At 78.1% G+C, this 25,091-nt stretch carries 23 protein-coding genes and 2 tRNA genes; 16 read left to right on the plus strand and 9 right to left on the minus strand.

Annotation, left to right across the window (positions count from 1 at the left end; translation table 11 throughout):
• Nucleotides 1-84: 84 nt before the first annotated feature.
• The 5 genes from D5H78_RS00420 to D5H78_RS00440 all read right to left on the minus strand — a co-directional run bounded on the left by D5H78_RS00420 (nt 85) and on the right by D5H78_RS00440 (nt 3,617).
• A complete protein-coding gene (locus D5H78_RS00420; RefSeq protein WP_119948443.1) occupies nt 85-735 on the minus strand; it encodes a DUF3618 domain-containing protein in 651 nt (216 codons plus the stop codon).
• Nucleotides 711-1,214 (minus strand): phage holin family protein, encoded by a 504-nt coding sequence (locus D5H78_RS19620; RefSeq protein WP_218566070.1) that lies wholly within the window; start codon nt 1,212-1,214, stop codon nt 711-713. Before D5H78_RS19620 ends, D5H78_RS00420 begins: the two co-directional genes overlap by 25 nt.
• A complete protein-coding gene (locus D5H78_RS00430) occupies nt 1,211-2,032 on the minus strand; it encodes a F0F1 ATP synthase subunit B family protein (RefSeq protein WP_119948444.1) in 822 nt (273 codons plus the stop codon). The genes D5H78_RS19620 and D5H78_RS00430 overlap by 4 nt, the downstream gene beginning before the upstream one ends.
• Nucleotides 2,033-2,093: 61 nt before the next feature.
• Nucleotides 2,094-2,930, minus strand: coding sequence for an ROK family protein (locus D5H78_RS00435; RefSeq protein ID WP_119948445.1), 837 nt, complete (start codon nt 2,928-2,930; stop codon nt 2,094-2,096).
• 48 nt (nt 2,931-2,978) lie between these two features.
• Nucleotides 2,979-3,617 (minus strand): ACT domain-containing protein, encoded by a 639-nt coding sequence (locus D5H78_RS00440; protein WP_119948446.1) that lies wholly within the window; start codon nt 3,615-3,617, stop codon nt 2,979-2,981.
• Nucleotides 3,618-3,760: 143 nt separating this feature from the next.
• On the opposite strand from D5H78_RS00440, the gene D5H78_RS00445 reads away from it, so the two are divergent.
• Both D5H78_RS00445 and D5H78_RS00450 read left to right on the plus strand, forming a co-directional pair.
• Nucleotides 3,761-5,203 carry a dihydrolipoyl dehydrogenase family protein gene (locus D5H78_RS00445; RefSeq protein ID WP_218566071.1) on the plus strand — a complete coding sequence of 481 codons (1,443 nt, stop codon included), beginning with the start codon at nt 3,761-3,763 and terminating at the stop codon, nt 5,201-5,203.
• A 48-nt stretch (nt 5,204-5,251) separates the two neighbouring features.
• Nucleotides 5,252-5,341: transfer RNA gene (locus D5H78_RS00450), tRNA-Ser, on the plus strand.
• Nucleotides 5,342-5,446: 105 nt separating this feature from the next.
• On the opposite strand, the gene D5H78_RS00455 is transcribed toward D5H78_RS00450, so the two are convergent.
• Nucleotides 5,447-7,309 (minus strand): phosphoenolpyruvate carboxykinase (GTP), encoded by a 1,863-nt coding sequence (locus D5H78_RS00455; RefSeq protein WP_119949231.1) that lies wholly within the window; start codon nt 7,307-7,309, stop codon nt 5,447-5,449.
• Nucleotides 7,310-7,586: 277 nt separating this feature from the next.
• Between D5H78_RS00455 and D5H78_RS00460 the strand changes: the two genes are divergently transcribed.
• The 7 genes from D5H78_RS00460 (at nt 7,587) to D5H78_RS00490 (ending at nt 14,504) form a co-directional block, all read left to right on the plus strand.
• Nucleotides 7,587-7,659, plus strand: a tRNA-Arg gene (locus tag D5H78_RS00460).
• 148 nt (nt 7,660-7,807) lie between these two features.
• Nucleotides 7,808-8,788 (plus strand): ABC transporter substrate-binding protein, encoded by a 981-nt coding sequence (locus D5H78_RS00465; protein ID WP_119948447.1) that lies wholly within the window; start codon nt 7,808-7,810, stop codon nt 8,786-8,788.
• A 77-nt stretch (nt 8,789-8,865) separates the two neighbouring features.
• Nucleotides 8,866-10,080 (plus strand): PP2C family protein-serine/threonine phosphatase, encoded by a 1,215-nt coding sequence (locus tag D5H78_RS00470; RefSeq protein ID WP_119948448.1) that lies wholly within the window; start codon nt 8,866-8,868, stop codon nt 10,078-10,080.
• A 226-nt stretch (nt 10,081-10,306) separates the two neighbouring features.
• The gene (locus tag D5H78_RS00475; RefSeq protein ID WP_119948449.1) at nt 10,307-12,193 is read left to right on the plus strand and encodes a putative bifunctional diguanylate cyclase/phosphodiesterase; all 1,887 of its coding nucleotides are present in this window, start codon (nt 10,307-10,309) and stop codon (nt 12,191-12,193) included.
• An 87-nt stretch (nt 12,194-12,280) separates the two neighbouring features.
• Nucleotides 12,281-12,661: a hypothetical protein gene (locus tag D5H78_RS00480; RefSeq protein ID WP_119948450.1), complete on the plus strand. Its 381-nt coding sequence runs from the start codon at nt 12,281-12,283 to the stop codon at nt 12,659-12,661.
• A gap of 143 nt (nt 12,662-12,804) precedes the next feature.
• The gene (locus tag D5H78_RS00485; RefSeq protein ID WP_165865537.1) at nt 12,805-13,452 is read left to right on the plus strand and encodes a TetR/AcrR family transcriptional regulator; all 648 of its coding nucleotides are present in this window, start codon (nt 12,805-12,807) and stop codon (nt 13,450-13,452) included.
• Nucleotides 13,453-13,535: 83 nt separating this feature from the next.
• Nucleotides 13,536-14,504, plus strand: a complete 969-nt coding sequence (locus tag D5H78_RS00490; protein WP_119948452.1) for an NmrA family NAD(P)-binding protein — start codon at nt 13,536-13,538, stop codon at nt 14,502-14,504.
• 45 nt (nt 14,505-14,549) lie between these two features.
• Here D5H78_RS00490 and argG read toward each other — a convergent pair whose 3' ends face one another.
• Nucleotides 14,550-16,001, minus strand: coding sequence for an argininosuccinate synthase (gene argG, locus D5H78_RS00495; RefSeq protein ID WP_119948453.1), 1,452 nt, complete (start codon nt 15,999-16,001; stop codon nt 14,550-14,552).
• 103 nt (nt 16,002-16,104) lie between these two features.
• Here argG and D5H78_RS00500 point away from each other — a divergent pair, with 103 nt between their 5' ends.
• On the plus strand, nt 16,105-17,676 hold the full coding sequence (locus D5H78_RS00500) for an alkaline phosphatase D family protein (RefSeq protein WP_119948454.1): 1,572 nt from the start codon (nt 16,105-16,107) through the stop codon (nt 17,674-17,676).
• 31 nt (nt 17,677-17,707) lie between these two features.
• Here the strand turns inward: D5H78_RS00500 and D5H78_RS00505 are convergent, their stop codons facing one another.
• Nucleotides 17,708-19,078, minus strand: a complete 1,371-nt coding sequence (locus D5H78_RS00505; protein ID WP_165865538.1) for an ANTAR domain-containing protein — start codon at nt 19,076-19,078, stop codon at nt 17,708-17,710.
• A 144-nt stretch (nt 19,079-19,222) separates the two neighbouring features.
• Between D5H78_RS00505 and D5H78_RS00510 the strand changes: the two genes are divergently transcribed.
• Both D5H78_RS00510 and D5H78_RS00515 read left to right on the plus strand, forming a co-directional pair.
• Nucleotides 19,223-20,017: a SigB/SigF/SigG family RNA polymerase sigma factor gene (locus tag D5H78_RS00510; RefSeq protein ID WP_119948456.1), complete on the plus strand. Its 795-nt coding sequence runs from the start codon at nt 19,223-19,225 to the stop codon at nt 20,015-20,017.
• Nucleotides 20,014-20,205, plus strand: a complete 192-nt coding sequence (locus D5H78_RS00515; RefSeq protein WP_119948457.1) for a hypothetical protein — start codon at nt 20,014-20,016, stop codon at nt 20,203-20,205. The genes D5H78_RS00510 and D5H78_RS00515 overlap by 4 nt, the downstream gene beginning before the upstream one ends.
• A gap of 35 nt (nt 20,206-20,240) precedes the next feature.
• On the opposite strand, the gene D5H78_RS00520 is transcribed toward D5H78_RS00515, so the two are convergent.
• Nucleotides 20,241-20,717: an RrF2 family transcriptional regulator gene (locus tag D5H78_RS00520; RefSeq protein WP_119949232.1), complete on the minus strand. Its 477-nt coding sequence runs from the start codon at nt 20,715-20,717 to the stop codon at nt 20,241-20,243.
• Between the two features lie 105 nt (nt 20,718-20,822).
• Between D5H78_RS00520 and D5H78_RS00525 the strand changes: the two genes are divergently transcribed.
• The 4 genes from D5H78_RS00525 to D5H78_RS00540 are packed head-to-tail and all read left to right on the plus strand — an operon-like array spanning nt 20,823 to nt 25,065.
• Entirely contained in the window at nt 20,823-21,575 is a 753-nt protein-coding gene (locus D5H78_RS00525) for an SDR family oxidoreductase (protein WP_119948458.1), read from the plus strand.
• Nucleotides 21,572-23,002, plus strand: a complete 1,431-nt coding sequence (locus tag D5H78_RS00530) for an NAD(P)/FAD-dependent oxidoreductase (protein WP_119948459.1) — start codon at nt 21,572-21,574, stop codon at nt 23,000-23,002. The genes D5H78_RS00525 and D5H78_RS00530 overlap by 4 nt, the downstream gene beginning before the upstream one ends.
• Before the next feature lie 45 nt (nt 23,003-23,047).
• The gene (locus D5H78_RS00535) at nt 23,048-24,043 is read left to right on the plus strand and encodes an NAD(P)-dependent oxidoreductase (protein WP_119948460.1); all 996 of its coding nucleotides are present in this window, start codon (nt 23,048-23,050) and stop codon (nt 24,041-24,043) included.
• Nucleotides 24,040-25,065 carry an Ldh family oxidoreductase gene (locus tag D5H78_RS00540; protein ID WP_165865539.1) on the plus strand — a complete coding sequence of 342 codons (1,026 nt, stop codon included), beginning with the start codon at nt 24,040-24,042 and terminating at the stop codon, nt 25,063-25,065. The genes D5H78_RS00535 and D5H78_RS00540 overlap by 4 nt, the downstream gene beginning before the upstream one ends.
• Nucleotides 25,066-25,091 lie beyond the last annotated feature (26 nt).

Below are 25,091 nucleotides of genomic sequence, written 5' to 3' on the forward strand. Positions count from 1 at the left end.
GAGTGGTCATTGCGCCACGAACAGTACGGGGCCGGGCGGGGGACGTCGTCCCCGGCCCGGCCCCGTCCCCCGTACGGGGGAGCGTCAGCGCTGCTGCACGTCCTGGCGCGCCTGCTGCGCGTGCTCCTGGGCGTCGCCCTTCACGCCCTGCGCGGCGGAGGTGCCCTCCTCCTTGACCGTCTGCGCGGCCTGCGTGGCGGTGTCCTTGACCGACGCCACGGCCTGCTGCGCGGCCGGCTGCATGTCGTCCTTGATCTGGTTGGCGACCTGCTGCGCCTGCTCCTTGAGCGGCTCGGCCGCGCTCTTCGCGGCCTCGGTGAGCCGCGACGCCGCCTGCTGCTCCTTCTCGCTCGCCGGCAGCAGGCTCGACACGAGCCAGCCGACGCCGAAGGCGATGAGCCCGGCGGCGAGGGGGTTGCCCTCGGCCTTGGCGCGCGCCTGGTGCGCGACGTCCTGACCGGTGCCGGCCGCGTGGTCGCGGGCCGAGGCGAGGCGGTCGCCCACGCCCGGGCCGTCGGACGAGGAGTGCATCCGGTCCTGCACGACCGAGACCTTGTCGTGGGCGGAGCCCATGATCCGGTCCTTGAGGCCGGTCGCCGCGGTCCTGGTCCGGGTGACCCGCCGCTCGACGACGCGACCCGGGTTCACCTTCTCGTTCAGCGCGTCGACGTCGTACGTCAGCTCCCGGCGCGTGTCCTCGATCTCGCGCCTCAGCTGCTCCGGGTCCGTGCCCATTCCGCGTCCTCCTTCAGGGTCTCGATCGTCTGCTCGGGCTTGGGGTTGACCAGCGCCATCTGCTTCTTGGCCCGCGAGTACAGGACCGCGCCGGCGATGGCCCACAGGAGGGTCACCACGAGGGCGCCGAGCCAGGTGAGGTCGGTCAGCTCCGCGATCGCCCACATGATCGTCAGGGACAGGAACAGCACGGCGAAGTAGCCGGCCACGCCCGCGCCGCCGAACATGCCGGCGGCCTTGCCGGCCTTGGTCGCCTCCTGGCGGACCTCGGCCTTGGCCAGCTCCACCTCCTGGCGCATGAGCCGGGAGAGGTCGCTCGTCAGCTCGCCGACGAGCTCGCCGACCGAGCGCCCCTCGACGTCGGGGTGCCCGTCCTCGGTGTACGCCTCGCCGACGACCTGCGGGCGGGCGTCCTGCTGCACGACGGGGCGGTCGGTGCCGGTGCCGGCACCGCTCCCCACGGAGTGCGCACCGCTCACAGCGCGCCCCCTCCCGCGTCCCCGCGGGTGCGGGTCGGCGCGTCCAGGTCGAGGACGTCGTCCCCGGTGGCGAGCGGGCCGGTGGTCGGGTTGCGCTCGCCGAGGGCGTCGTGCCCCGTCGTCGTGGTGCCGAGCGGCGGGGCGCCGGTGCCGCCGTACGGGGCGGCGTCGCCCGCCGCGCCCGCGGTGGTGGCGAAGCCGGTGCCGGTGCCGTAGCCCGGGGTGGCGTAGCCGGGGGTGTCGGCGTACGCGCTCTGCCCGGCCGGCAGCGCGGGCCGCTGCTGGCCGCCGGAGGACGAGTGCGCGTCCTTCGCGCCGCGGGTGATGCGCCCGGCGACGAGGCCGGCCACGGCCGCCCCGGCGAGGAACGCCATCGGCCGGCGGGCGGCGTACGAGCGCAGGTCGTCGAGCAGGTCCGCGGGCTCGCGCCCCTCGATCCGGCTCGCGACGGTGCGCAGGCGCTCCGCGGCCTGGCGCGCGACCTCGGCGAGGGTCCCCTCGCCGCTGCCCTCGCCCCGCGCCATCTGCTCGAGCTCGTCGCTCAGCGAGTGCAGCGAGGTGACGGCGCGGTCGCGCTGGGCGCCCGCCTGGCTCGTCACCTGGGTCTTGAGCTCGCCGGCGAGGTCGCGCGCCTGGGCCTTGGCCTCCTGGGCGACCTCGGCGACCTGCTGCTTCGACGTGTCAGCCACCTGCGACGCCGCCTGGCCGGCGCTCTGCCCGACCTGGCTGGCGTGCTCCTTCGCCGTGTCCTTGACGGCGCTGCCGGTGCCCTGCGACCCCCCGCCCTGGCCCGTGCCGTACGTCTGGGATGTGCTCATCACGACTCCTTCCGCGGCCGGTCGGCCGCGCTGGGTCGTGAGTTGCCCCGAGGGCGGCAGCCTAACCCGGGGTCGGCCCGCGAAGATCGCGGCCGGCCGCCGGGTCCGGCAGCGACCACAGGCGCACCCCGCCGTGCAGGCCGGCGTTGTTGTGCACGACGTTCACCGGTCCGTGCGCGCGCATCCGCTGCACCTGGTGGGGGCGCAGCCGTCGCGCGTTGCCCCCGCCGAGGTGCAGGTGGTCCCACCACAGGACGGGCCACAGCGCCTCCACGGCGGCGGCGACCCGCCGCGACCAGCGCTCGTCGCCGACCCGGCGCCGGGCGCGGTTGCCGAGCCGCTCGTCGTACGTCGCCCGCCGCTGCGACAGGTGCTGCGACAGCTCGAGCTTGGGCAGCAGCACCCCGCCGTCGAACTGGGCGAACCCCAGCCCGGTGCCGAGGGTGAGCACGACCTCGTACCCGCGGCCCTCGATGACCGCGAGCCCGGCCATCTCGGCGTCGTTGACGACGCGGGCGGGCACCCCGAGCGCCTCGGCGAGCGCCGCCTGCGCGTCGAAGCGCGCCCAGGCCTCGACGAGGTCGGGGCGGCGGGGGCTGAACGGGCCGGACTCGGTCACGTAGTGCGGTGTCGCGTGCACCACGCCGTGGCGCACGAGGCCGGGCATGCCGACCGAGGCCCGGTCAGCGCCCTGCAGCTCCTCGGCGAGCGAGAGGACCGTGGCGACGTACACCTCGGGAGGGCACGGGTACGGCGTCAGCACGCGCAGGCGCTGCGAGACCATCGCGCCCTGCGCGTCGAGCACGCAGGCCTTGATGCCGGTGCCGCCGCTGTCGACCGCGAGCGTCAGCGGCCCGGGCTCGCCGCCCGGGCCGCTCGCGGGGCTCGGGGCGGTCATGCCGTCACCCTGCCACGCGGCCCGGCGCGGCCCGGTCCGGGGCGCGCGCTAGGCGACCGGCGCGCCGCGCAGGCGCGCCGCGGAGCCCACGACCTCGCCGAGCTGCCCGAGCCGCCACAGCTCGGAGCGGTGGAAGGCGGGCCCGCCGGTGCGCACGACGAGCAGGCCCAGCGCGCCGGCCTCGACCGGCAGCAGGGCGCCCTCCCCCCACGGCCCGGTGAGGGGGCGCAGGCGCAGCGCCCCGGTGACGTCGTCCGCCGCGAGGCCGGGGCACCCGGTGCTGGCGCCGAGCACGGCCACCGCGGCGCCGTCGGTGCCCCACCGCAGCAGCGCCGCCCAGTCGGCGCCGACGCTGCCGGGCAGCATGTCGACCGCGGTGCGCAGCGCGTCCTCGGGGCGCGCCACGACGGCGGCGGCCAGCTCGAGTTCGGCGTGCCCGCTCACCGGCGGCGCCGTGCGCTGCAGGCCCTCCACGCTGACCCCGCGCACGGCGGCGACCCGCTCGGCCACGCGGTCGAGGTGGGCGCCGTCGCGGACCTCGACGAAGAGGTCGTCCAGGGCCCGGCCGGAGCCGCTCTCCAGCACCTCGAGGCGCACGATGTCGCCGGACGCGCCGCCGACCGCGCTCGTGAGCAGCCCCAGGCTGCCGGGGCGGTCGGGGACGCTGACGCGCAGGCGGGCGAGCACGGTGGCCTCCAGGAGGGGAGGGGGCGGGGCTCCGCCGACGACGCTGCCGCGCGGGGTCGGGCCAGTGTGCCGGACCGCGCCGCGCCCCGCGCCCCCGCCCGGACCGCTTGTGCTCCCGCCGCGCGCCGCGGGAGCCTGCGGCCGTGACGGACACGGCGCAGGGGCGCGAGTACGACGTGGTGGTGGTCGGCGGCGGGCCGACCGGGGAGAACGTGGCCTCGCGGGCCGTGGAGGGGGGGCTCACCGCGGTGCTCGTGGAGCACGAGCTCCTCGGCGGCGAGTGCTCGTACTGGGCGTGCATGCCCAGCAAGGCGCTGCTGCGCGACACCGAGGTGCTCGCCGAGGCGGCCGCGCTGCCCGGGGCCGCGGCCGCGGTGACCGGCCGGGTGGACGTGCGCGCGGTGCTCGACCGCCGCGACGCGTTCACCTCGCACTGGAGGGACGACGGGCAGGTCGCCTGGGCCGAGGGCGCCGGCATCGCGGTGGTGCGGGGGCACGGGCGGCTGGCGGGCGAGCGGCGGGTCGTCGTCGAGGGCGCGTACGAGGGCTCGCAGCCCCTGGAGCTGCGGGCCCGGCACGCCGTCGTGCTCGCCACCGGCTCGGTCGCCGCGGTGCCGCCGGTGCCCGGGCTGCGCGAGGCCCGGCCGTGGACGAGCCGCGAGGCCACGAGCGCGGAGCAGGTGCCCGAGCACCTCGTGGTGGTCGGCGGCGGGGTCGTGGGCTGCGAGATGTCCACGGCGTGGTCCCGGCTCGGCGCCCGCGTGACCCTGCTCAACCGCGGCGACCGGCTCTTGCCGGGCCTCGAGCCGTTCGCGGGGGAGCTGGTGGCGCAGCGGCTGCGCGACGGGGGCGTCGACGTGCGCCTCGGCGCCTCGCCGGCCGCGGTGCGCCGCGACGGCGACGGCCCGACGACGGTCGTGCTCGAGGACGGTGCGGAGGTCACGGGCGACGCGCTGCTCGTCGCGACGGGCCGGCGGCCCGCCACCGCCGACGTCGGCCTCGACGCCGTGGGGCTGGAGCCGGGGTCGTACCTCGACGTCGACGACACCCTGCGGGTCGCCGGCGTGCCCTGGCTCTACGCCGCCGGGGACTGCAACGGGCGCAACCTCCTCACCCACATGGGCAAGTACCAGGCCCGCTGCTGCGCCGACGCCGTCGTGGCCCGGTCGCGGGGCGAGCAGGCGTCCCCGGACGACCGGTGGGCGCGCTGGACGGCGACCGCCGACGCCGGCGCCTGCCCGTCGGTCGTCTTCGCCGACCCGCAGGTCGGCACGGTCGGGCGCACCGAGGCCGCCGCCCGCGAGGCGGGGCTGCGGGTCCGCTGCGTCGAGGTCGACCTCAACGGGGTGTCCGGCGCGTCGCTGCTCGGCGACGACGACGCGGGCCGGGCCAAGCTCGTCGTCGACGAGGACCGCCGGGTCGTCGTCGGCGCGACCTTCGCCGGGCGCGGGACCGCGGAGCTGCTGCACTCGGCCACGGTCGCCGTCGTCGGGGAGGTGCCGCTGGAGCGGCTCTGGCACGCCGTGCCCAGCTACCCGACGGTGAGCGAGGCGTGGCTGCGGCTCCTCGAGGCGTACGGCCTCTGACGGCTTTGCGAGCACTCCGGGCCGGGCGGTACCCTGCCGACGTCTCCTGGAGGCGTCGCCTAGTCCGGTCTATGGCGCCGCACTGCTAATGCGGTTTGGGCTAACCGCCCATCGGGGGTTCAAATCCCCCCGCCTCCGCCGACACCGAGGGGCCCGGCCGCCACTGGCGACCGGGCCCCTCGTCACGCCCCGGCCGCGATCATGCAGCCGCCCGGCGGCGATCATGCAGCCCTCCGGTCGCGATCATGCAGTCCCGGTCCCTGGGGGAGGCGTACCGAGCCGGGCGGCGAGCCCGTCGAGCTCGGCCCGCAGGGCCGCCGGGACGCTCGGCCCCAGCCGTTCGAACCACGCCGCGATCCCGGGCAGCTCCGCGCGCCACTCGTCGGGGTCGACGGCGAGGGCCGCCTCGAGGTCCTCCCGCGGCAGGTCCAGGCCGCGCAGGTCGAGGTCCCCGGGGCGGGGCACCCGCCCGACGGGCGTCTCGACCGCCCCCACGGCGCCGTCGAGGCGGTCGGCGACCCAGGCGAGGACGCGGGCGTTCTCGCCGAAGCCCGGCCACAGGAAGCACCCGTCCTCGCCGCGGCGGAACCAGTTGACGTGGAAGATGCGCGGCAGCCGCGCGGCGTCGTGCGCCTTGCCGACCTCGAGCCAGTGGTCGAGGTAGTCGCCGGCGTCGTACCCGAGGAACGGCAGCATCGCCATCGGGTCGCGGCGCACGACGCCGACCTCGCCGGTCGCGGCGGCGGTCGTCTCCGAGGAGAGGGTCGCGCCGAGGAAGACGCCGTGCACCCAGTCGCGGGACTCGACGACGAGCGGCACCGTGGTGCGCCGCCGGCCGCCGAAGAGGATCGCGTCGACCGGGACGCCGCGGGGGTCCTCCCACTCCGGCGCCATGGTCGGGCAGTGCGCGGCGGGGGTGCAGAAGCGGGCGTTCGGGTGCGACGACGGCTCGGCGGACGCGGGTGTCCAGTCCCGGCCGCGCCAGTCGGTCAAGTGGGCGGGCGGCTCGTCGGTCATGCCCTCCCACCACACGTCGCCGTCGTCCGTGCGGGCGACGTTGGTGAAGACCGCGCCCCCGCGCTCCAGGGTGCGCATGGCGTTGGCGTTCGTGGCCCAGCCGGTGCCGGGGGCGACGCCGAAGAAGCCGTTCTCCGGGTTGAGGGCGCGCAGCCGGCCCTCCTCGTCGAAGCGCATCCAGGCGATGTCGTCGCCGAGGGTCTCCACCCGCCACCCGGGCAGCGCCGGCTCGAGCATCGCGAGGTTCGTCTTGCCGCAGGCGCTGGGGAAGGCGGCGGCGACGTACCGGGCGACGCCCTGCGGGCTCGTCAGCTTGAGGACGAGCATGTGCTCGGCGAGCCAGCCCTCGTCGCGCGCCATGGCGCTGGCGATCCGCAGCGCGTAGCACTTCTTGCCCAGCAGGGCGTTGCCGCCGTAGCCGGACCCGTACGACCAGACGGTCCGGTCCTCGGGGAAGTGGCTGATGTACTTCGTCGGGCTGCACGGCCACGGCACGTCGGCCTGGCCGGGCTCGAGCGGGGCGCCGACGGAGTGCAGGCAGGGCACGTACGGCGCGTCGGTCCCCATCCGCTCCAGCACCCGCGTCCCGGTCCGGGTCATGATCCGCATCGAGCAGGCGACGTACGCCGAGTCGGTCACCTCGACGCCGAACAGCGGCCGGTCGGCGTCGAGCGGGCCCATGCAGAACGGGACGACGTACATGGTCCGCCCGCGCATGCAGCCGCGGTAGAGGTCGGTCATGGTCCGGCGCATCTCGGCGGGGTCGACCCAGTGGTTGGTCGGGCCGGCGTCGCGCGGGTCGCGCGAGCAGATGAACGTCCGGTCCTCCACCCGCGCGACGTCGGAGGGGTCGGACGCGCAGTGGAACGAGCCCGGCCGGGCCGGGAGCGGGGTGAAGGTGCCGGCCGCGACGAGGGTGTCGGTGAGCCGCGCGTGCTCCTCGTCCGAGCCGTCGCACCACACGACGCGGTCCGGGGTCGTCAGCGCGGCCACCTCGCGCACCCAGGCCAGCAGCCCCTCGTGCCGGGTCGGCCCCTCCACCGCGGGCGGCCCCGCCGCCCCCTGCCCGGTCGTGGTCCCAGCGGTCATGCGGTCCCTCCCCACCGCCCGCTCGTGGCGGGCTCCGACGGTCCCCGGCTCACGGGGTGCCGAGGACCGTAGGGCCGTGGGGCGGGGCCGGACAGGGGCTGCGCCGTGACGCGGGCCACACGTTGCCGCCGTCTTGCAGCAGCGCCCCGGCCGTTGCAGGTTGTCGTCGTTGTCACGACGCAACGCGCGCTGTGGCGACGGCCACGCGGGCGAGGTGCGGGGCCGGCGCCGAGTGCCTGTATGCTTCTGCACCGTGCCGCGGGCGACCGCGTCACCTGCGCCCGTAGCTCAACGGATAGAGCATCTGACTACGGATCAGAAGGTTAGGGGTTCGAGTCCCTTCGGGCGCGCGCTGGGTTGAGACAGCTGACCTGCGGGTCCTCCCTCCGGGGAGGGCCCGCAGCGTCGTCTCCGGGGTCCTGCTGCGGGCCGGCGCGACGAGCGCGAGGCGCCTGTCGAGGCTTGAGTAAGGGCAGCCTCACCTCCTAGGGTGCTCGCGTGCCGAGCTCGCTGCCCCGCCGGACCGTCCTCGCCGCGGGCGCGGCCCTCCTCGTGGGCGCGTGCTCCCAGGAGCAGGCGGGGCGGCGCACGACGGGCGGCCGGGCGGCGGGCGGTGCGTTCCCACGCACCGTCGAGCACGAGCGCGGCGCGACCGAGGTCCCGGCCGCCCCGCGGCGGGTGGTGGCCGTCACCGACGGGGCCGAGCTGGCGTCGCTGCTCGCGCTGGGGGTCCGCCCGGTGGGGTTCGGCCAGCGGACGGACCCGCTGCAGCCGTGGACGCAGGAGGGCCTCGGGCAGGTCGGCGGGCAGGTGCCGACGTACGACCTGTCGAGCGGTGAGGTGGACCTCGAGCAGCTGGCCGCCTGGCGCCCCGACCTGCTGCTCGTGCAGGACGGGTTCGACGCGGACGGCATGTTCGAGCGGCTGTCCGCCCTCGCGCCGACCGTGACGACCTCGTTCATCGACTGGCGCCGCAGCGTGCGCCAGGTGGCCGACGCGGTGGGACGGCCCGAGGACGGCGGGCGCCTCGTGTCCCGCACGGAGGCGGTCGCCCGGTCGGCCCGGGGTCGGCTGTCCCCGTACCGGGGGGCGCGGCTGGCCATGGTCGTGTCGTTCGCCAGCGGCGAGGACTTCCTCCTCAACGCCGCCAGCCCGGTGGGCAAGCTGGCCCCGGCGCTGGGCCTCGCGCCGTTCCCCGCGTCGCGCACGCCCGGCGAGGCCGTGGAGCAGGTCTCCGCGGAGCTGCTGGGCGACGCGCTGGAGGGGGCGGACCTCGTCGCGGTCCTGGCCTTCGAGGACGGCGACCCCGCCCTGGCGCGGGTGGTCGAGCGGCCGGAGCTGGCCGGCGTCCCCGCCGTCGCCGCGGGGCGCGTCGCGGCGCTGTCCGTCGAGGAGTCCAACGGCGCCTACTTCGACTCGGTCCTGACGGTGCCGCGGAACGTGGCGCTGCTCGAGCGGCTGGCGCGCCTCGGGGCGTGATGCGCCCGGGCGTCCCGCGCCGCGCCCGGACGCGAGGGGGCACCCGCAGGGCTCCCGGCCGTCCCTAGGCTGTGCGGATGCCTGCGGACGACGGCGAGCGCCTCGCGACGTACCTCGCCCCGGTCGAGGCGGCGTCCCCGGTGGCGGCGGTGGAGGTCTTCGCCGCGCAGCTGGGTGAGCAGGTCGGGGCCCGCGAGGTCAGCTTCCTCATCACCGACTTCGCGGGGCGGTCGCTCGTGCGGCTGGGCCGGTCGGGCTCGCAGGGGGCCCAGCAGGGGGCCGACCAGGTGCCCCTCGACGACGAGGGGCTGCCGTACCGGCGGACCGTCGTCGACCAGGAGGTGCAGGTCCTCGAGGAGGCGGACGGCGCCCGGGTGCTGGCGCCGGTGACGGCGCGGGGGGACGCGATGGGCGTGCTCGAGCTGGTCCTGCCGGCCCGGCCGGACGGGGGGGCGGTCGCGGCCGTGGCCGCCGCCGCCCACGCCCTCGCGTACGTGGTGACCAGCGAGCGCCGCCACACCGACCTGTACGAGTGGGGCCGGCGCAGCCGCCCCGTGTCGCTCGCGGCGGAGATCCAGCGGCGGCTGCTGCCGGAGGCCTTCACCTGCGAGGCGGGCCAGTTCACCCTGGCCGCCTGGCTGGAGCCGGCGAGCACGGTCGGCGGCGACACGTTCGACTACGCGCTGGACGCCGACCGGCTCTACCTGTCGATGACCGACGCGATGGGCCACGACGTCGACGCCGCCCTCATGGCCACCCTCGCCGTCGGCAGCCTGCGCAACGGGCGGCGCGCCTCGTCGGACCTGCAGGCCATGGCCGGGGGGACGAGCAGGGTCATCGACGAGCACTACGGCGGGGCGGGCTTCGTCACCGGGCTGCTGCTGAGCGTGGACCTGGCGTCGGGCCACGTCGAGGCCGTCGACGCCGGTCATCCGCCGCCGCTGCTCGTGCGCGGCGACGGGGTGCGGGCGGTGCCGCTCGAGGCCGACCTCCCGCTCGGGGTGGCGCCGGACGTCCCCTACCGGGTGCAGCGCTTCCGGCTCGAGCCGGGTGACCGCCTCGTCCTGCTCACCGACGGGATGCTCGAGCGCAACGCGCGCCAGGTGGACCTGCCCGCGCTGCTGCTGCAGCACCGGGACGACCACCCGCGCCAGCTCATGCAGGTCCTCACCCAGGCGGTGCAGGACGCGGTCGAGGGCGCGGCCCTGGTCGACGACGCCACGGCGCTGTGCCTGCAGTGGCACGGCGGCAGCCCGCACCGGCGGGCGAGCGCGGGCGCCAGCACCCCCTGAGCCGCCGCGGGAGGGACGCGAGCGGCACGCTCCACTGGAGGGCCGCCCTGGAGCGGTCGCCGCGCCGACCGGCCGGCGGGCGTGCACGCGACGGGCCCTATGCTGCGCGGCGGGTCGAGACCGCCGGCCGTCCGCCGCGAGGCGGGTCGCGCTGCGACGTGCCCGCCGACGGAGCGAGGTGGCCCATGCCGACCCCCCGCAGGGCCCCCGACGGCCCGCAGCGCGCATGAGCGGGCGCCCCGCGGTCGACCAGGCCGCCCTCACCCGCGTCCTCGGCGAGTTCGCCGCCACCGTGACGGGCGAGTTCGACGTGCAGGACATCGTGCGCCAGCTCGCGGTCGGCGTCGTCGAGGTCCTCGACGTGGACGGCGCGGGCGTCATGGTCCCCGCGGAGGGCGAGCTGCTGCGCTTCGTCCACGCGACGGGCAGCCGGCACGGGTCGGTGGCGCAGCTCGAGCGCGTGCAGGAGGTGGTGCAGGACGGGCCGTGCCACGACGCGCACCGCGACGGGCGGGTCGTCAACATCGCGGACCTGCCCGTCGAGGGCGCGTGGCCGCGCTACATGGCCGAGGCGGAGGCGCTGGGCCTGCGCGCGGTCTGCGCGATCCCCCTGCGCGCCCGCGGCCGCCGCTGGGGGGTCATGGACCTCTACCGCGGCAGCCGGCGGCGGCTCGACGAGCAGGAGCTGCAGGCCGCGCTCATGCTCGCCAACCTCGCGACGTCGTACCTCGTCGTGACGGCGGACCGCGACGCGGCCCGGCTGGCCCAGGAGCAGCTGGCGCACCGCGCGATGCACGACCCGCTCACCGGCCTGCCGGTGCGGTGGGTCTTCCTGGAGCAGCTCGAGCACGCGCTCTCCCGCTCCGCCCGGGTGCCCGGGCGGGTGGCCGTCATGTTCCTCGACCTCGACGGGCTCAAGTACGTCAACGACACGTACGGCCACGAGGCGGGGGACCGGCTGCTGCGCACCTGCGTCGAGCGGGTCCGGGCGGCGCTGCGGCCCACCGACGTCGTCGCCCGCCTCGGCGGCGACGAGTTCGTCGTGCTCATGGAGGACCTCGAGGACGCCGACGTCGTCCACGGCATCGCCCAGCGCGTGCTCGAGCGGATCGCGCAGCCGTACGCCCCCGACGGGTACGTGATCCAGCCCTCGGCCAGCATCGGGGTGGCCCTCGCCGGCGAGCCGCAGCAGACGCCCGACGCGCTCGTCGCCCGGGCGGACGTCGCGATGTACCAGGCCAAGCAGTCCGGGCGCGGGCGCTACCGGGTGTTCGACGCGTCCAGCTACGCCGCCGACCGCGCGCAGGCCGCGTCGCTGGACCGGCTCGTCGCCGCGCTGCGCCGCCCCGGGCCGCCGCACGGGCGTCTCGAGCTGCACTACCAGCCGGTGGTCGACCTCGACGCGCCCGCGGGCTCCCGCACCCGGGTGCACGCGGTCGAGGCGCTGCTGCGCTGGCGCCACCCGGGGCAGGGGGTGCTCCCCGCCGGGGCCTTCCTGCCCGACGCCGAGCAGGGCGGCCTGCTCGGCGAGCTCGGCGCCTGGGTGCTGCCGACGGCCCTGCGCCAGCTCGCGGACTGGGACGCGCGGCTGGGCGACGCGGCCCCGCGACGGGTCTTCGTCAACGTGTCGGCGCAGGAGCTGCTCGGGGAGGGCTTCGCCGGCCGGGTGTCCGCGGCGCTCGAGGCCGCGGGGCTGGGCCCGCACCGGCTCACCTTGGAGATCACCGAGACGGGGCTGCTCGAGGACCCGGCCGCGGCCGCGGCCGTCGCCGCCGAGCTGCGCGCGGGCGGCTGCGAGCTCGCGATCGACGACTTCGGCACCGGCCACTCCTCGCTCGGGCGCCTCGTCGCCATCCCCGCCACGACCATCAAGGTGGACCGCTCGCTCGTCGGGGCGCTGGCGCAGGGCGAGGCCGCCCGCGCGGTGGTCGCGGCGGTCCTCGGGCTCGGGCGCTCGCTGGAGCGGGCGGTCGTGCTCGAGGGCGTGGAGGACGAGGCGGCCCTGGACGAGCTGCGCTCGCTCGGGGCGCGCCTCGTCCAGGGCTACCACCTGGGCCGGCCCGTCCCTCCCGGCGAGCTGGAGGAGCGGCTGACCGGCGCGGCCGGCCGCTGAGACCGGCGCGGGCGGCGACCGGTGCCCTCGGGGCGCAGCGGGTGCCCGGGTTGCGTGGGAGCGTCGCCGTGGCGCACGCTCGCGGCTGTGCCGGACGACGAGGACGACGGGGTCCCGGGCGAGGCGGGGGCGCCCGAGGGGGCCGCTCGCGGCGACGCCCCGCGCGGGCCCGGCGGGCGGGTGGTGGACCTGCGCTGCCTGCGGGGAGCGGACCCGCACCGGGCGACGGGGGACGTGCGCGCCGCCACCGAGCGCTTCCTGCGCGAGCTCCTGGGCCCCCTGGGCGAGGGCGGTGCCGGTCCCCGGGTCGGTGAGGTCCGCGCGGACCCGCGCCGCCGGCACCTGCGGCTGGTCGGCGAGGGTGACGGCGGGGACCGTGGCGACGAGGGGGACCAGGGCGGGGACCAGGGCGGGGACGCGGCCGCGGACGGCGGCCGTGACGGCACCGGCCCGGCCCCGCGCACCTAGGCGGGCGGCCCCGCACCACGCCCGTACGGGCCCGCGCCGCCCCGCCCGGGGCCGCGCCCGCGAGGATGGGCCCGCCCGGCCCGGTGCCGGGCGCCGGTGCCCGGCGGGGCGCCGGCGGCAGGCGGGCTCAGGGGAGGCGGGCCATGGCGCAGAGCGGGCGGGCGCCGCTGCGGCGCGACGCGGAGCGCAACCGCGCGCGGATCGTCGAGGCGGCGCGCGACCTCGTCGCCGCGTCCGGGCTCGGCGTGGGCCACGACGAGATCGCCCGGGCCGCGCAGGTCGGCGTGGGCACGGTCTACCGCCGGTTCCCCCGCCGCGAGGAGCTGCTCGAGGAGCTGTTCGGCGCGCAGGTCGAGCACGTCGCCGGCCTGGCGCGCGCCGCGGCGGGGCAGGCGGACGCGTGGGCCGCGCTGCGCCGGTTCCTGGAGGAGGTCGTGCGCCTGCAGGCGGCGGACCGGGGCCTGCGCGAGCTGCTCGGCGGCTCGCCGCACGCGCCCGCGCTGGCGCGCTCGGCCCGCGAGCGGATCGCGCCCGAGGTCGCGGGCCTGCTCGCCCGGTCGCAGGCGGACGGGCGGGTGCGCGCGGAGGTGGGCGTGGCGGACCTGGCGCTCGTCCCGCTGATGACGGCGGCCGTCCTCGCCGCCGGGGCCGGGCCGGACGTCGCGGGGCGTGTGCTCGCCGTGCTGCTCGCGGGGCTCGAGGCGGTGCCCGGCGCCGCGCCGCTGCCCGGCGCACCCGCCCCCGACGAGGTGGTCGACCGGGTGCTGGCGGGCCCGCCCGCGGGAAGTTGAGCGACCCCTCCGTTTCCGTGGCAGGGTGGCGGGGCACGAGCGGAGGGACCTCTCCGCTCCCACCCCGGCCCCAGGAGGCCCCTGTGCCCCAGACCGTGCCCCAGACCGTGCCCCAGACCGTGCCCCAGACCGTGCCCCAGACCCAGACCGTGCTCCTCGCCGGCGGCACCGGCATGCTCGGCCGCCGCATCGCCCACCACCTGCTCGCCACCGGGGAGGCCGACCTGCGCCTGCTCGTCCGGCCCGGCGCCGCCGACGACCCGCGGCGCCGCGCCGCCCTCGCCCCGCTCGTCGCCGCGGGCGCCCGGCTCGTCGAGGGTGACCTCGCCGACCCGGCGGGCCTGCCGGCCGCCGTCGAGGGGGCCGAGGTCGTCGTGTCGGCCGTGCAGGGCGGTCCCGCCGTCGTCGTCGACGGGCAGGTCGCGCTCGCCGGGGCGGCCGCCCGCGCCGGCGCCCGCCGCTTCCTGCCGTCCGACTTCGCCCTCGACGTGTTCAAGGCCCGTCCCGGCGACGTGGCCTCGTACGACGTCCGCCGCGAGGCGGGCGAACGCGTCGAGGGCCTCGGGCTCGAGGTGGTGCACGTCCTCGGCGGGGCCTTCCTCGACCTGTTCGTCGAGCCGCGCGGCGTGCTCGAGGTCGACGACGCGACCGGCACCGCCACCTGGTGGGGCACCGGCGACGAGCGCTGGGAGGCGACGAGCGTCGACGACACCGCGCACTACGCCGCCCTCGCCGCGCTCGACCGCGACCTGCCGCCGGGCAAGCTCGCGGTGGCGGGCGACCGCCCGTCGGCGCGCTCCATGCTCGAGGCGCTGGGGCGGGCCCGCGGCCGCCGCTACGAGGGCTCCAGCCGAGGGAGCGTCACCGCGCTCGAGGCCGGCGTCGCGCGGGCGCGCGGGCGCGACCCGTGGTCCGTGGAGGCGACGGTCGGGGGCTACCTCGTCTGCATGCTCACCGGGCGCACGGCCCTCGAGGACCTGCAGGGCGGGCGCTACCCGCAGGTGCGCCCCCGGACGTACGAGGAGCTCGTGGGGGCGGCGGCCGCCGCCTGAGCGCAGCGCCGGGCCCGGTGCCGCGCGCCGGGCCCGGCGGCGGCGTCAGTCCGTGCCCGACTCCATGGCGGCGGCGTCGAGCAGCTCCGCGTCGTCGCCCGCCCGCCCGCCACCCGACGCGATGGCCTCGGCGCCGCCCGCGTCCATCGCGCCGATGAGCCCGGTGGAGGCGGCCTGCGCGGCGCCGATGAGGGCCGGGTGGGAGCTGCCGACCATGCCGAGCCGGGCGTACTGCTCGAGCTTGGCGCGCGAGTCGGCGATGTCGAGGTTGCGCATCGTCAGCTGCCCGATGCGGTCGACCGGGCCGAAGGCGGCGTCCTCGGTGCGCTCCATCGACAGCTTGTCGGGGTGGTAGCTGAAGGCCGGGCCGCGGGTGTCGAGGACCGAGTAGTCCTCGCCGCGGCGCAGCCGCAGCGTCACCTCGCCGGTGACGGCCGTGCCGACCCACCGCTGCAGCGACTCGCGCAGCATGAGCGCCTGCGGGTCGAGCCACCGGCCCTCGTAGAGCAGCCGGCCCAGGCGCCGGCCCTCGACGTGGTAGCTCGCGAGGGTGTCCTCGTTGTGGATCGCGTTGACGAGGCGCTCGTACGCCGCGTGCAGCAGCGCCATGCCCGGCGCCTCGTAGATCCCGCGGCTCTTCGCCTCGATGACGCGGTTCTCGATCTGGTCGGACATGCCGAGCCCGTGCCGGCCGCCGATCGCGTTGGCCGCGAGCACGAGGTCGACGGGGCTGTCGAAGGTGCGCCCGTCGATCGCCACCGGCCGGCCCTGGGCGAACTCGACCGTCACGTCCTCGGGCGCGATGTCCACCGCGGGGTCCCAGGAGGCGACGCCCATGATCGGCGTGACGATCTCCAGGCCGCTGTCGAGGTGCTCCAGCGCCTTGGCCTCGTGCGTCGCGCCCCAGATGTTCGCGTCGGTCGAGTACGCCTTCTCGGTGCTGTCGCGGTAGGGCAGGCCGCGCTCGGCGAGCCACTCCGACATCTCCTTGCGCCCGCCGAGCTGGCGGACGAAGTCCGCGTCGAGCCACGGCTTGTAGATGCGCAGGGACGGGTTGGCGAGCAGCCCGTACCGGTAGAAGCGCTCGATGTCGTTGCCCTTGAAGGTCGACCCGTCGCCCCAGATCTGGACGTCGTCCTCGAGCATCGCCCGCACGAGCAGGGTGCCGGTGACGGCCCGCCCCAGCGGCGTCGTGTTGAAGTAGGTGCGCCCGCCCGAGCGGATGTGGAAGGCGCCGCACGCCAGGGCCGCGAGGCCCTCCTCGACGAGGGCCGCCCGGCAGTCGACGAGGCGGGCGACCTCGGCGCCGTACGCGGAGGCCCGCCCGGGGACCGAGGCGATGTCGGGCTCGTCGTACTGCCCGATGTCCGCGGTGTAGGTGCAGGGGACGGCGCCGTTCTCGCGCATCCAGGCGACCGCCACGGAGGTGTCGAGGCCGCCGGAGAAGGCGATCCCGACGCGTTCGCCGGCGGGCAGGGCAGTGAGGACCTTGGACACGGGTAGGAGTCTATGCATGGTCCTGCATGACCATGCACTCGGGGGTGGCCCGTCACCCGCCGGCCACCCGGCGTGCACCGCGCCGTCGGCCGGGACCGCCACGATGCGCCGCGTGGACCTGACCTCCCGCCGCACCTTCCTCGCCGGCGTCGGCGGCCTCGCCGGCGCCGCCGCCCTCGCCACGACCGACGCGGGCCCCGCCGCCGCGGCACCGCCGCTGCGCGAGGACCCCTTCACCCTGGGCGTCGCCTCCGGCGACCCGTGGCCCCGCTCGGTGGTCCTGTGGACCCGCCTGGCCCCCCGCCCGTTCGAGCCCGGCGGCGGCATGCCGCGCCGGCGCGTCGCGGTGCGCTGGGAGCTGGCGACGGACCCGCGCCTGCGGCGCGTCGTGCGGCGCGGCACCGCGTGGGCCGACCCCGCCCTCGCGCACGCGGTGCACGTCGAGGTGGACGGCCTCGAGCCGGGCCGCGAGCACTGGTACCGCTTCACCTACCGCGGGCACGCCTCCGCGGTCGGGCGCACGGTGACGGCGCCCGCGCCGCACGCGCGGGTCGGCGCCCTCGACCTCGCGTTCGTCTCCTGCCAGGACTGGGCGAGCGGCTACTACCCGGCGTACGAGCACGTCGCCCGCGAGGACGTCGACCTCGTGCTGCACCTCGGCGACTACGTCTACGAGGGTGACGTGCCCGCCGACGGCGGCCTGCGCCGGGAGGCGCCGCCGGAGCCCGCGCGCGCCGCCCCGCGCACCCTCGAGCAGTGGCGGATGCGCTACGCGCTCTACAGGAGCGACCCCCAGCTGCAGCGGGCGCACGCGCACGCGCCGTTCGTGGTCACCTGGGACGACCACGAGGTGCAGAACGACTACGCCGCCGACCAGAGCCAGTACGAGGGCGGGATCGGCGCGCTGCGCGCCGCGGCCTACCGGGCCTGGTACGAGCACCAGCCCGTGCGCCGCCGCTCCCTGCCGCGCCCCGACGGCGAGGTGCGCGTCTTCCGCCGGCTGCACTGGGGCGACCTCGCGCAGCTGCACGTCCTCGACGGCCGGCAGTACCGCGACGTCCCGCCCTGCGGCTGGGGCGAGGCCCAGGCGTGCGAGGAGGCGTACGACCCCTCGGTGAGCATGCTCGGACGGGCGCAGGAGCGCTGGCTGGGCGAGGGCTTCGCGGCGAGCGGCGCGCGCTGGGACGTCCTCGCCAACAACGTCATGGTCGGGCGGCTCGACCACGACGGCGCCGCGGGCGACCTGCTGTGGCACGACGCCTGGGACGGCTTCCCCGCCGCCCGCCGGCGGATGACCGACGCGTGGACCCGCACGGGGGTCCGCAACCCCGTCGTCCTCACCGGCGACTGGCACTCGACGTTCGTCAACGACGTCCACTCCGACTACGACCGCCCGGGCTCCCCGGTCGTCGGCACCGAGTTCGTCGGCACCTCGGTCTCGACGAACGGCGACGGCGAGGTGTACGGGCCCTACTACGGCCCGATGATCGGGGACAACCCGCACATCCGCTTCTTCGACGGCGACCGCCGCGGGTACGTCCGCTGCCGGGTGCGGCGGGACCACTGGCGCACCGACCTGCGCATGGTCGGGACGGTGAGCCGGCCCGACGCCGCCGTGCAGACGCTGGCCCGGTTCGTCGTCGAGGACGGGCGGCCCGGCGCCGTACGGGTCTGAGGCCCGCCCCGCGCGCCGGCCCCCGCGCCCGTCAGGTCGGGCGCGGGGGCAGGGCGAGGACCTGCTCGAGGGGCTCGCCGGGGTGCTCGACGACGTGGCGCGCGATGTCGCGCAGGCGGCGGTTGGTCGCCTGGCTGAGCCGGCTGAGCACGGCGAAGGCCTCCTCGGGGTCGCAGCCGAGCCTCGCGGCGACGATGCCCTTGGCCTGCTCGATGGTCGCGCGGCTGACGAGCGCCTGCTGCAGCTGCGCGGCGAGGGTGCGCAGGCCCTCCACCTCGCGCACCTCCTCCGCCAGCGCGCCGACGGCCTCGGCGAGCAGCGCCGCCAGCTCCTCCGCCTCCTCGTCGAAGGCCCGGGGGGCGCCCGCGTGCACGGCGAGCACGCCGCGCACCTCGTGCCGGACGACGACCGGCACCGCGAGCACCGAGCGGACCCCGCCCGACCGCGTCCCGCCCAGCCGGGGCCACCGCGGGTCGGCGCCGAGGTCGTCGGTGCGCACGACGCGCCGGCCGGTCCACGCGTCGAGGCCGGGACCCTCGCCGGCCTCGCGCTCCACCCGGTCGGCGACGAGGGCGAGCGGCGCGTCCCCCGCGAGCAGCTCGGGCTCGCGGGGGTCGCCGAGGACCAGGCCGGCCGCCTCGGCACCGGGCAGGGCGCGGTGGGCGAGCGTCGACGCGCGCTGGGCGAGCCCCCGCAGGCCGGCGTCGGCCGGGGTGCGGCAGAGCTCGGCGAGCGCCTCCGCGACGACGAGGGCCGCGGCCGGGCGGCTGCCGGGGACGGGCGGGTCGGGCACGAGCAGCCAGCGCAGGGCGCCCCCGGCCTCGAGCGGCACGACGACGGCGCTGGCGGGGACCTCCGGGCCCGCGGCGAGGAGCCGCAGCCGCGCGCGCTGCACGCGCCCCGGCAGGGCGTCGCCCAGCACGCGCCGCAGGGCGGGCTGGTCGGCCTCGTGCACCAGCGCGGCGAGCGGGGCCCCCGCGACCGCGACGAGCCGGCGGCGGAGCACCGCCAGCGCGGGCGCGTTGGCCTCGCGCACCGTGCCCGCGGCGTCGGTGACCAGCACGGGGACGGGCATGGCCCCCGCCAGCCGGTCCTGCAGCCGCCGCTCGTCGTCGAGCCGCTGCAGCAGCCCGTCGACCCGGGCGCGCAGCAGGTGCAGCTCCTCGTCCGCCGCGCGGAGGTCCTCGTCGGCGCCGCGCAGCTCGGCGTGCACGACCTCGAGCTCCGCGAGCGCCTCCCGTGCCCCCGGCGGGTTCCGGCGCAGCCCCGCCATCGTGCTCTCGCGCTCCGCCGGCCCCCGGCGGTCGCCCCGCCCGCGGGTCCCGCTCGTCCCGCTCGTCCCGCTCGTCCCGGACGTCCCGGACGTGCTCGGCACCCCCTGCTGCGGCCCCACGACCTCCACGGCGCACCTCCCGTCCCGTCCGTGAGCGGTCCTCGGCCCTGGGCGTACCCCCACCCGCGGTGACTGGATCATCCGGGTCGGTGCCTGCTACCGTCCGGACGGGTCGAGAGCGCGGCTCGCACGCACTCCCCCTGGGGGGCGCACATGTCCCTGGCGGCACCGACCACTGCCGAGCGGGCCGAGTCGCGGGCGAGGGCCCGCGAGACCTTCCGGCTCCTCCGGCGCACCGACAGCACGTACGAGAGGGCGGTGCTGCGCGAGCAGCTCGTCACCGACCACGCCTGGTTGGCGCGCAGCGTCGCCTGGCAGTTCCGCGGCCGCGGCGAGCCGCCGGACGACCTCCTGCAGGTCGCGACGGTGGGGCTCATCAAGTCCGTGGACCGCTTCGACCCCGACCGCGGGGTCGACTTCCCGGCGTACGCCCTGCCCACGATGACGGGCGAGGTCAAGCGCTACTTCCGCGACCTCGGCTGGGCCGTGCGCGTGCCCCGCGCGCTGCAGGAGCGGCGCCTGGCCCTGCGCAGCGCCACCACCGAGCTCAGCCAGCGGCTCGACCGCGCGCCGACGGTGGCCGAGCTCGCGGGCTACCTCCGCCTGTCCGAGGAGGAGGTGATCGAGGGCCTGGCCGCCTCGGCGGGCTACCAGGCCATGTCGCTCGACGCGCCGCTCCCGGGCGACGACAGCGGCGACGAGGCGGGCTCCTGGCTCGGCCTCATGGGCGACGAGGACCCGGGGATCGCCGAGGTCGAGGCCCGCGAGTCGCTCACCCCGCTGCTCAACGCGCTGCCGGAGCGCGAGCGCAGCATCATCGCCATGCGCTTCTACGGCGGCATGACGCAGACGCAGATCGCGGCGCGGGTCGGCATCAGCCAGATGCACGTCTCACGGCTCATCAGCCAGACGCTGGCGCGGCTGCGCTCCGCGCTGGAGGAGGGGTGAGCGCGCCGGCCCGGGAGGCGCCGGTCGTGCGGTCCGGCCCCTGGTGCGCGGCAACCTGCCGCTGCGGCTGGGCGTCGCCCCGGCGCAGCAGCGAGCGCCGGGTCGAGCGCGACCTGGCCGAGCACGCCTGCCTCCTCGACCCCGCGCGCGGGTCCGGGGCCGGGGCCGCGGGCGCCGCCGGCGCCTGAGCGACCCTGCCGCGCGCAGCGCCCCCCGGGACGGGTCACCCCGCAGGGCCGCGCAGCCACTGCAGGGCCGCGCCGAGGCGCTCGGGTGGGACCTCGTCGGCGACGGTGCCGGCGAGGTCGGCGATGGTCACGGACCGCAGGCTCGCCCGCCAGGCCCGCTCGGCGTCGTGCATGGCGCGGGCGATCGGGCAGGCACGCGCGCAGTCCCGGGGCGGCGCGGGGAACGGTCCGCACTGGCGCACCTCGGTGCACACGAAGGCGGGGCCGGCGCCGTCCACCGCCTCGACCACGTCGAGCACGGTGACCTCGCCCGGGTCGCGCACCAGGGCGTAGCCGCCGGCCGCGCCCTGGCTGGAGCGGACGATCCCGGCGCGCGACAGCGCCTGCAGCTGCTTGGCCAGGTAGGTCGGCGACACGTCGTGCAGCTGCGCCAGCCGCTGCGCCGGCACCGGCCGCTCGGCCCCGGACAGCACGACGCAGCAGTGCAGCGCCCACTCCACCCCGCCGGACATCTTCACGGCGCCAGGGTACTTGACGCGGACAGCCAGTGTCCGAGTAGTGTCCCGGACATGAGGTGTCCGAGTAGGGCGGGCGCCGTCGAGCGGGAGGAGAGGCGGATGCGGGTCGTCGTCGCGGGAGGCACCGGGCGCACCGGGGCGGAGGTGGTGGCGCGCCTGCGCGCCGCAGGCCACGAGGCGGTCGCGGCCGCCCGGAGCACGGGGGTCGACGTGGTCACCGGCGACGGGCTGGCCCGGGCCCTCGCCGGGGCGCGGGTGGTCGTGGACGCCACCGGCACCACGGCCGGGCAGCCCGAGGAGCCGCTGCGGCTCTTCGAGGGCGGGGCGCGGAACCTCGCCCGGGCCGCGCGGGACGCGGGGGTCGCCCACCACCTCGTCCTGTCGGTGGTCGGCGCCGACGCGCTGCCGGACAGCCCGTACCTGCGGGCCAAGCTCGCCCAGGAGGACGTCGTGCGCGGCGCGGGCACGCCGTGGACCGTGCTGCGCGCCACCCAGTTCCACGAGTTCGTCGGGACGGTCGTCGAGGGCGCGTACGACGGCCGGGTCGTCCGGGTCTCCGCCGCCCGCATGCAGCCGGTCGCCGTCGACGAGGTCGCGGACCTCCTCGCCGGGCTCGCCGTCGGCGCGCCCGCCGGGCTCGTCGAGCTCGGCGGGCCGCAGGCCCTGCCCGTCGGGGACCTCGCCGCGCGCTGGCTCGCCGCCCACGGCGACCCGCGCGAGGTCGTCGTCGACCCGGCGGCGCGGTACGCCGGCGCCGTCCTGCAGGACGCGTCCCTGCTGCCCGGGCCCGGCGCGCGCACCGGGACCACGACGTTCGCGCAGTGGCTGCGCACCCCGGTGGGGCAGCGGTGAGCGCGGACCGTCCGCAGGTCGTCGTCGTCGGCGGCGGCTTCGCCGGCTTCCACGCCCTGCGCCGCCTGCAGCGCGACCTCGCTCCGGGCACGGCCGACCTCGTCCTCGTCAACCCGACCGACTACCTGCTCTACAGCCCGCTGCTGCCGGAGGTCGCGACGGGCGTCGTCGAGGCCCGGCACGTCGCGGTGTCGCTGCGCCGGGCCCTGCCGCGGGTGCGGCTCGTCCTCGGGCGGGTCGAGGACGTCGACCTGCAGGGGCGCGCGGTGCGCGTCGCGCGCAGCGCCCGCGCGGGCGGGTCGACCACGCTGCGCTGGGACCGGCTCGCGCTCGCCCCCGGCTCGGTGACGCGCCAGCCCCCGGTCCCCGGCGTGCCGGAGCACGGGCGCGGGCTCAAGACGCTCGTCGAGGCGGTGTTCCTGCGCGACCACCTGCTGGAGCAGCTCGACCTCGCCGACGCGACGCCGGACACCCCGGCGGGCCGCGCCGAGCGGGCCGCGCGCCTCACCGTCGTGGCGGTCGGCGCCGGCTACACGGGCACCGAGGTGGTCGCGCAGACCCAGCGGTGGCTCCGCCGGATCGAGGGCCGCTGGAGCCGCACCCGGGCGCAGGACGTGCGCTGGGTGCTCGTCGACGTCGCGCCGGCCGTGCTGCCCGAGCTCGGTGCCGAGCTGGGCCGCCGGGCGCTCGCCCTGCTGCGGCGGCGGGGGGTCGACGTCCGGCTCGAGGTGTCGGTCGCCCACGTCGACGAGGAGGCCGTACGGCTCACCGACGGCACCACGGTCCCGACCCGCACCCTGCTCTGGGGCGCCGGCGTCGTGCCCAACCCGCTCGTCGGGCGCCTCGGGCTGCCGCTGCGCCGCGGCCGGCTCGTCGTCGAGCCCGACCTCTCGGTGCCGGGGGCGCCGCACGTGTGGGCCGCGGGCGACGCGGCCGCCGTCCCCGACCTGGCCCTCGCCGAGGGGCCGCAGGGCCGGTCCGACACGCCCCCCACGGCGCAGCACGCCCAGCGCCAGGGCGTCGTCATGGGGCGCAACATCGCCGCCAGCCTCACCGGCGGGCGGGCGCGCACGTACTGCCACCGTGACCTGGGCCTCGTCGCCGACCTCGGCGGCTGGGACGCGGTCGCGAAGCCCCTCGGCATCCCGCTCACCGGGCCCCTCGCGAAGGCCGTCGCGCGCGGGTACCACCTCTACGCCCTGCCCTCCACCCCGAACCGGGTCCGGGTCGCGGCGGACTGGCTGTTCCAGGCGCTGCTGCCGCCGGAGTCGACGCAGCTGTCGGTGGTCCGCGCGGACGACGCGCGCGTCGCCGTCGCCCAGGGGCTGCTGCCGCCGCAGCCGTCGGGGCCGGACGTCGCAGGGGCCGCGCCGCGCAGCCCGCGCCCCGCGCCGGCGGGCGTCGACTCCTTACCTCATTCCCTGTAGGGTCACTGGGGTACGGGCAGAGGTCTGACCACGGGAGGTGCCCGCGTGGGCGCAGCGACCGACGGCGTGGCCGTCGTCGAGGACGTGCGGGGCACGGCGCTCGACGCGCTGGCCCGCAGCAGGGCGGTGGTGCGGGACGAGGGCGCCTGGGCGGACCCCGCCGCCCTGCGCCGGGCCGCGGACGGCGCCGCCGTCCTCGTCGTGCGCAACCGCACGCGGGTGGACCGTGCGCTCCTCGAGGACCTGCCCGCGCTGCGGCTGGTGGCGCGCGCGGGCGTCGGCCTCGACAACATCGACGTCGCCGCGGCCGACGACCTGGGCGTGGTCGTCGCCGCCGCCGCGGGGGCCAACGCGGTGAGCGTCGCGGAGCACGCGCTCGGGCTCGCGCTCGCCGTCGCGCGCGGCACGGTCGCCTCCGACGCGGCGGTCCGGCGCGGGGCCTGGGACCGGGCGCCCGGCCTGGAGCTCGCCGGCGGGACCTGGGGCCTGCTCTCGTTCGGGGCGACGGCGCGCGCGACGGGCCGCCTGGCGCGCGCCCTCGGCCTGCAGGTGCTGGCGCACGACCCCCACGTGCGCGACGACGACCCGGACCTGCGGGCGCTGGGGGCGCGGCTCGTCGGCCTGGAGGAGCTGGCCGCCGGCTCCGACGTGCTGAGCGTGCACGCCCCCGCCACGCCGGCCACGCGGCACCTCGTGGGCGCGCCGTTCCTGGCGCGGATGCGGGCCGGGGCGGTGCTCGTCAGCGTCGGGCGCGGCGAGGTCGTCGACGAGGCGGCCCTGGCCGACGCCCTGCGGCGCGGGCACCTGCGCGGCGCCGGGCTCGACGTCCGCGAGCAGGAGCCGCCGGTGGCGGGTCCGCTGGACGGCCTGCCGGGCGTGGTGCTCACCCCGCACGTCGCCGGCATCACCGGGGCGGCCCAGGAGCGCGTCGTCGCCGCGCTGTGCCGCGACGCCGAGGCCGTCCTCGGCGGCGGCGAGGCCCGCGGCGCGGTGGGCCGCCACCGCAGCCCGGCGCGCGGGCGGGTGCCCTCGTGGACGTGACCGCGGGGGAGGCGCTCGAGCTCGTGGGCGGGCTGCTCGTCGACGCCGGCGTGCCGCGCGAGCGGGCCGCGGCGGTCGCGCGCGTGGTGGTGGTGGCCGAGGCCTGGGGGATCGCGAGCCACGGGCTGCAGCGGGTGCCGACGTACGTCGACCGCACCCTCGCCGGCGGCCACCCGCCGGACGCCGAGCTCGTCGTGGTGCGCGACACGGGCCCGCTGCTGACGCTGGACGGCGGCGGCGGTCTGGGCCACTGGCAGGTCGCGCACGCCGTCGCCGAGGCGGTGCCGCGGGCGCGGCGGTACGGCGTCGCGCTCGTCGCCGTCGGCGACTCCGGGCACTGCGGGGCGCTCGGGGTGTACGCCGCGGACGTCGCCGCCGCGGGGCTGGTCGGCCTCGTGCTCTCGTGCGGACCGGCGGCCATGGCGCCGTGGGGCGGTGCGCGCCCGCTCCTGTCCACCTCGCCGGTGGCCGGGGGCCTGCCGACGAGCGGCGGGCACGCGGTGGTGGACATGGCCCTGAGCACGGTCGCGCGCGGCACGGTCGCCCGCTACGCGCGCGAGGGCCGGCCGCTGCCGGAGGGGTGGGCGCTCGACGCGCAGGGGCGCCCGACGGCCGACCCGGCCGCCGCGCTGCACGGCATGCTCGCCCCCCTGGGCGGGGCCAAGGGGTCCGCGCTCGCGTTCCTGGTCGAGGCGCTGACCGCCGGCCTGGTGGGCCCTTCGCTGTCCGCTGACGTGGCCGACTTCTTCGACCCGGCCGCGCACGGGCGCCGCCAGGGGATCGCCCACACCGTCCTCGTCGTCGACCCGGCCGCCACCGACGGGCGCGGGGACCCCGCCGGGGCGCGCCGGCGCCTGGACGACCTCGCCGCGCGCACCGTCGAGGCCGGCGGCCGCGTCCCCGGCGCGCGCCGCTCCCGGCCGGACGACCTCGACCCCGCCGCGCCGCTCGCGGTCGACGGTGCGCTGTGGCGCGAGCTCCTCGCGCGCCGCGGCGCCGCCCCCGCGGGGCGGCGGCGGTAGCGGCGGTAGCGTCCGGGGCAGGCCCG

Source organism: Vallicoccus soli, from assembly GCF_003594885.1.
Taxonomy (GTDB): Bacteria; Actinomycetota; Actinomycetes; order Motilibacterales; family Motilibacteraceae; genus Vallicoccus; species Vallicoccus soli.

Bases quoted from the DNA above. Each gene is read 5' to 3' on its own strand.
- D5H78_RS00420 (WP_119948443.1), bottom strand. From the start codon at position 735: ATGGGCACGGACCCGGAGCAGCTGAGGCGCGAGATCGAGGACACGCGC.
- D5H78_RS00430 (WP_119948444.1), bottom strand. From the start codon at position 2,032: ATGAGCACATCCCAGACGTACGGCACGGGCCAGGGCGGGGGGTCGCAG.
- D5H78_RS00435 (WP_119948445.1), bottom strand. From the start codon at position 2,930: ATGACCGCCCCGAGCCCCGCGAGCGGCCCGGGCGGCGAGCCCGGGCCG.
- D5H78_RS00455 (WP_119949231.1), bottom strand. From the start codon at position 7,309: ATGACCGCTGGGACCACGACCGGGCAGGGGGCGGCGGGGCCGCCCGCG.
- D5H78_RS00470 (WP_119948448.1), top strand. From the start codon at position 8,866: ATGCCTGCGGACGACGGCGAGCGCCTCGCGACGTACCTCGCCCCGGTC.
- D5H78_RS00475 (WP_119948449.1), top strand. From the start codon at position 10,307: ATGAGCGGGCGCCCCGCGGTCGACCAGGCCGCCCTCACCCGCGTCCTC.
- D5H78_RS00485 (WP_165865537.1), top strand. From the start codon at position 12,805: ATGGCGCAGAGCGGGCGGGCGCCGCTGCGGCGCGACGCGGAGCGCAAC.
- D5H78_RS00500 (WP_119948454.1), top strand. From the start codon at position 16,105: ATGCGCCGCGTGGACCTGACCTCCCGCCGCACCTTCCTCGCCGGCGTC.
- D5H78_RS00510 (WP_119948456.1), top strand. From the start codon at position 19,223: ATGTCCCTGGCGGCACCGACCACTGCCGAGCGGGCCGAGTCGCGGGCG.
- D5H78_RS00520 (WP_119949232.1), bottom strand. From the start codon at position 20,717: ATGTCCGGCGGGGTGGAGTGGGCGCTGCACTGCTGCGTCGTGCTGTCC.
- D5H78_RS00525 (WP_119948458.1), top strand. From the start codon at position 20,823: ATGCGGGTCGTCGTCGCGGGAGGCACCGGGCGCACCGGGGCGGAGGTG.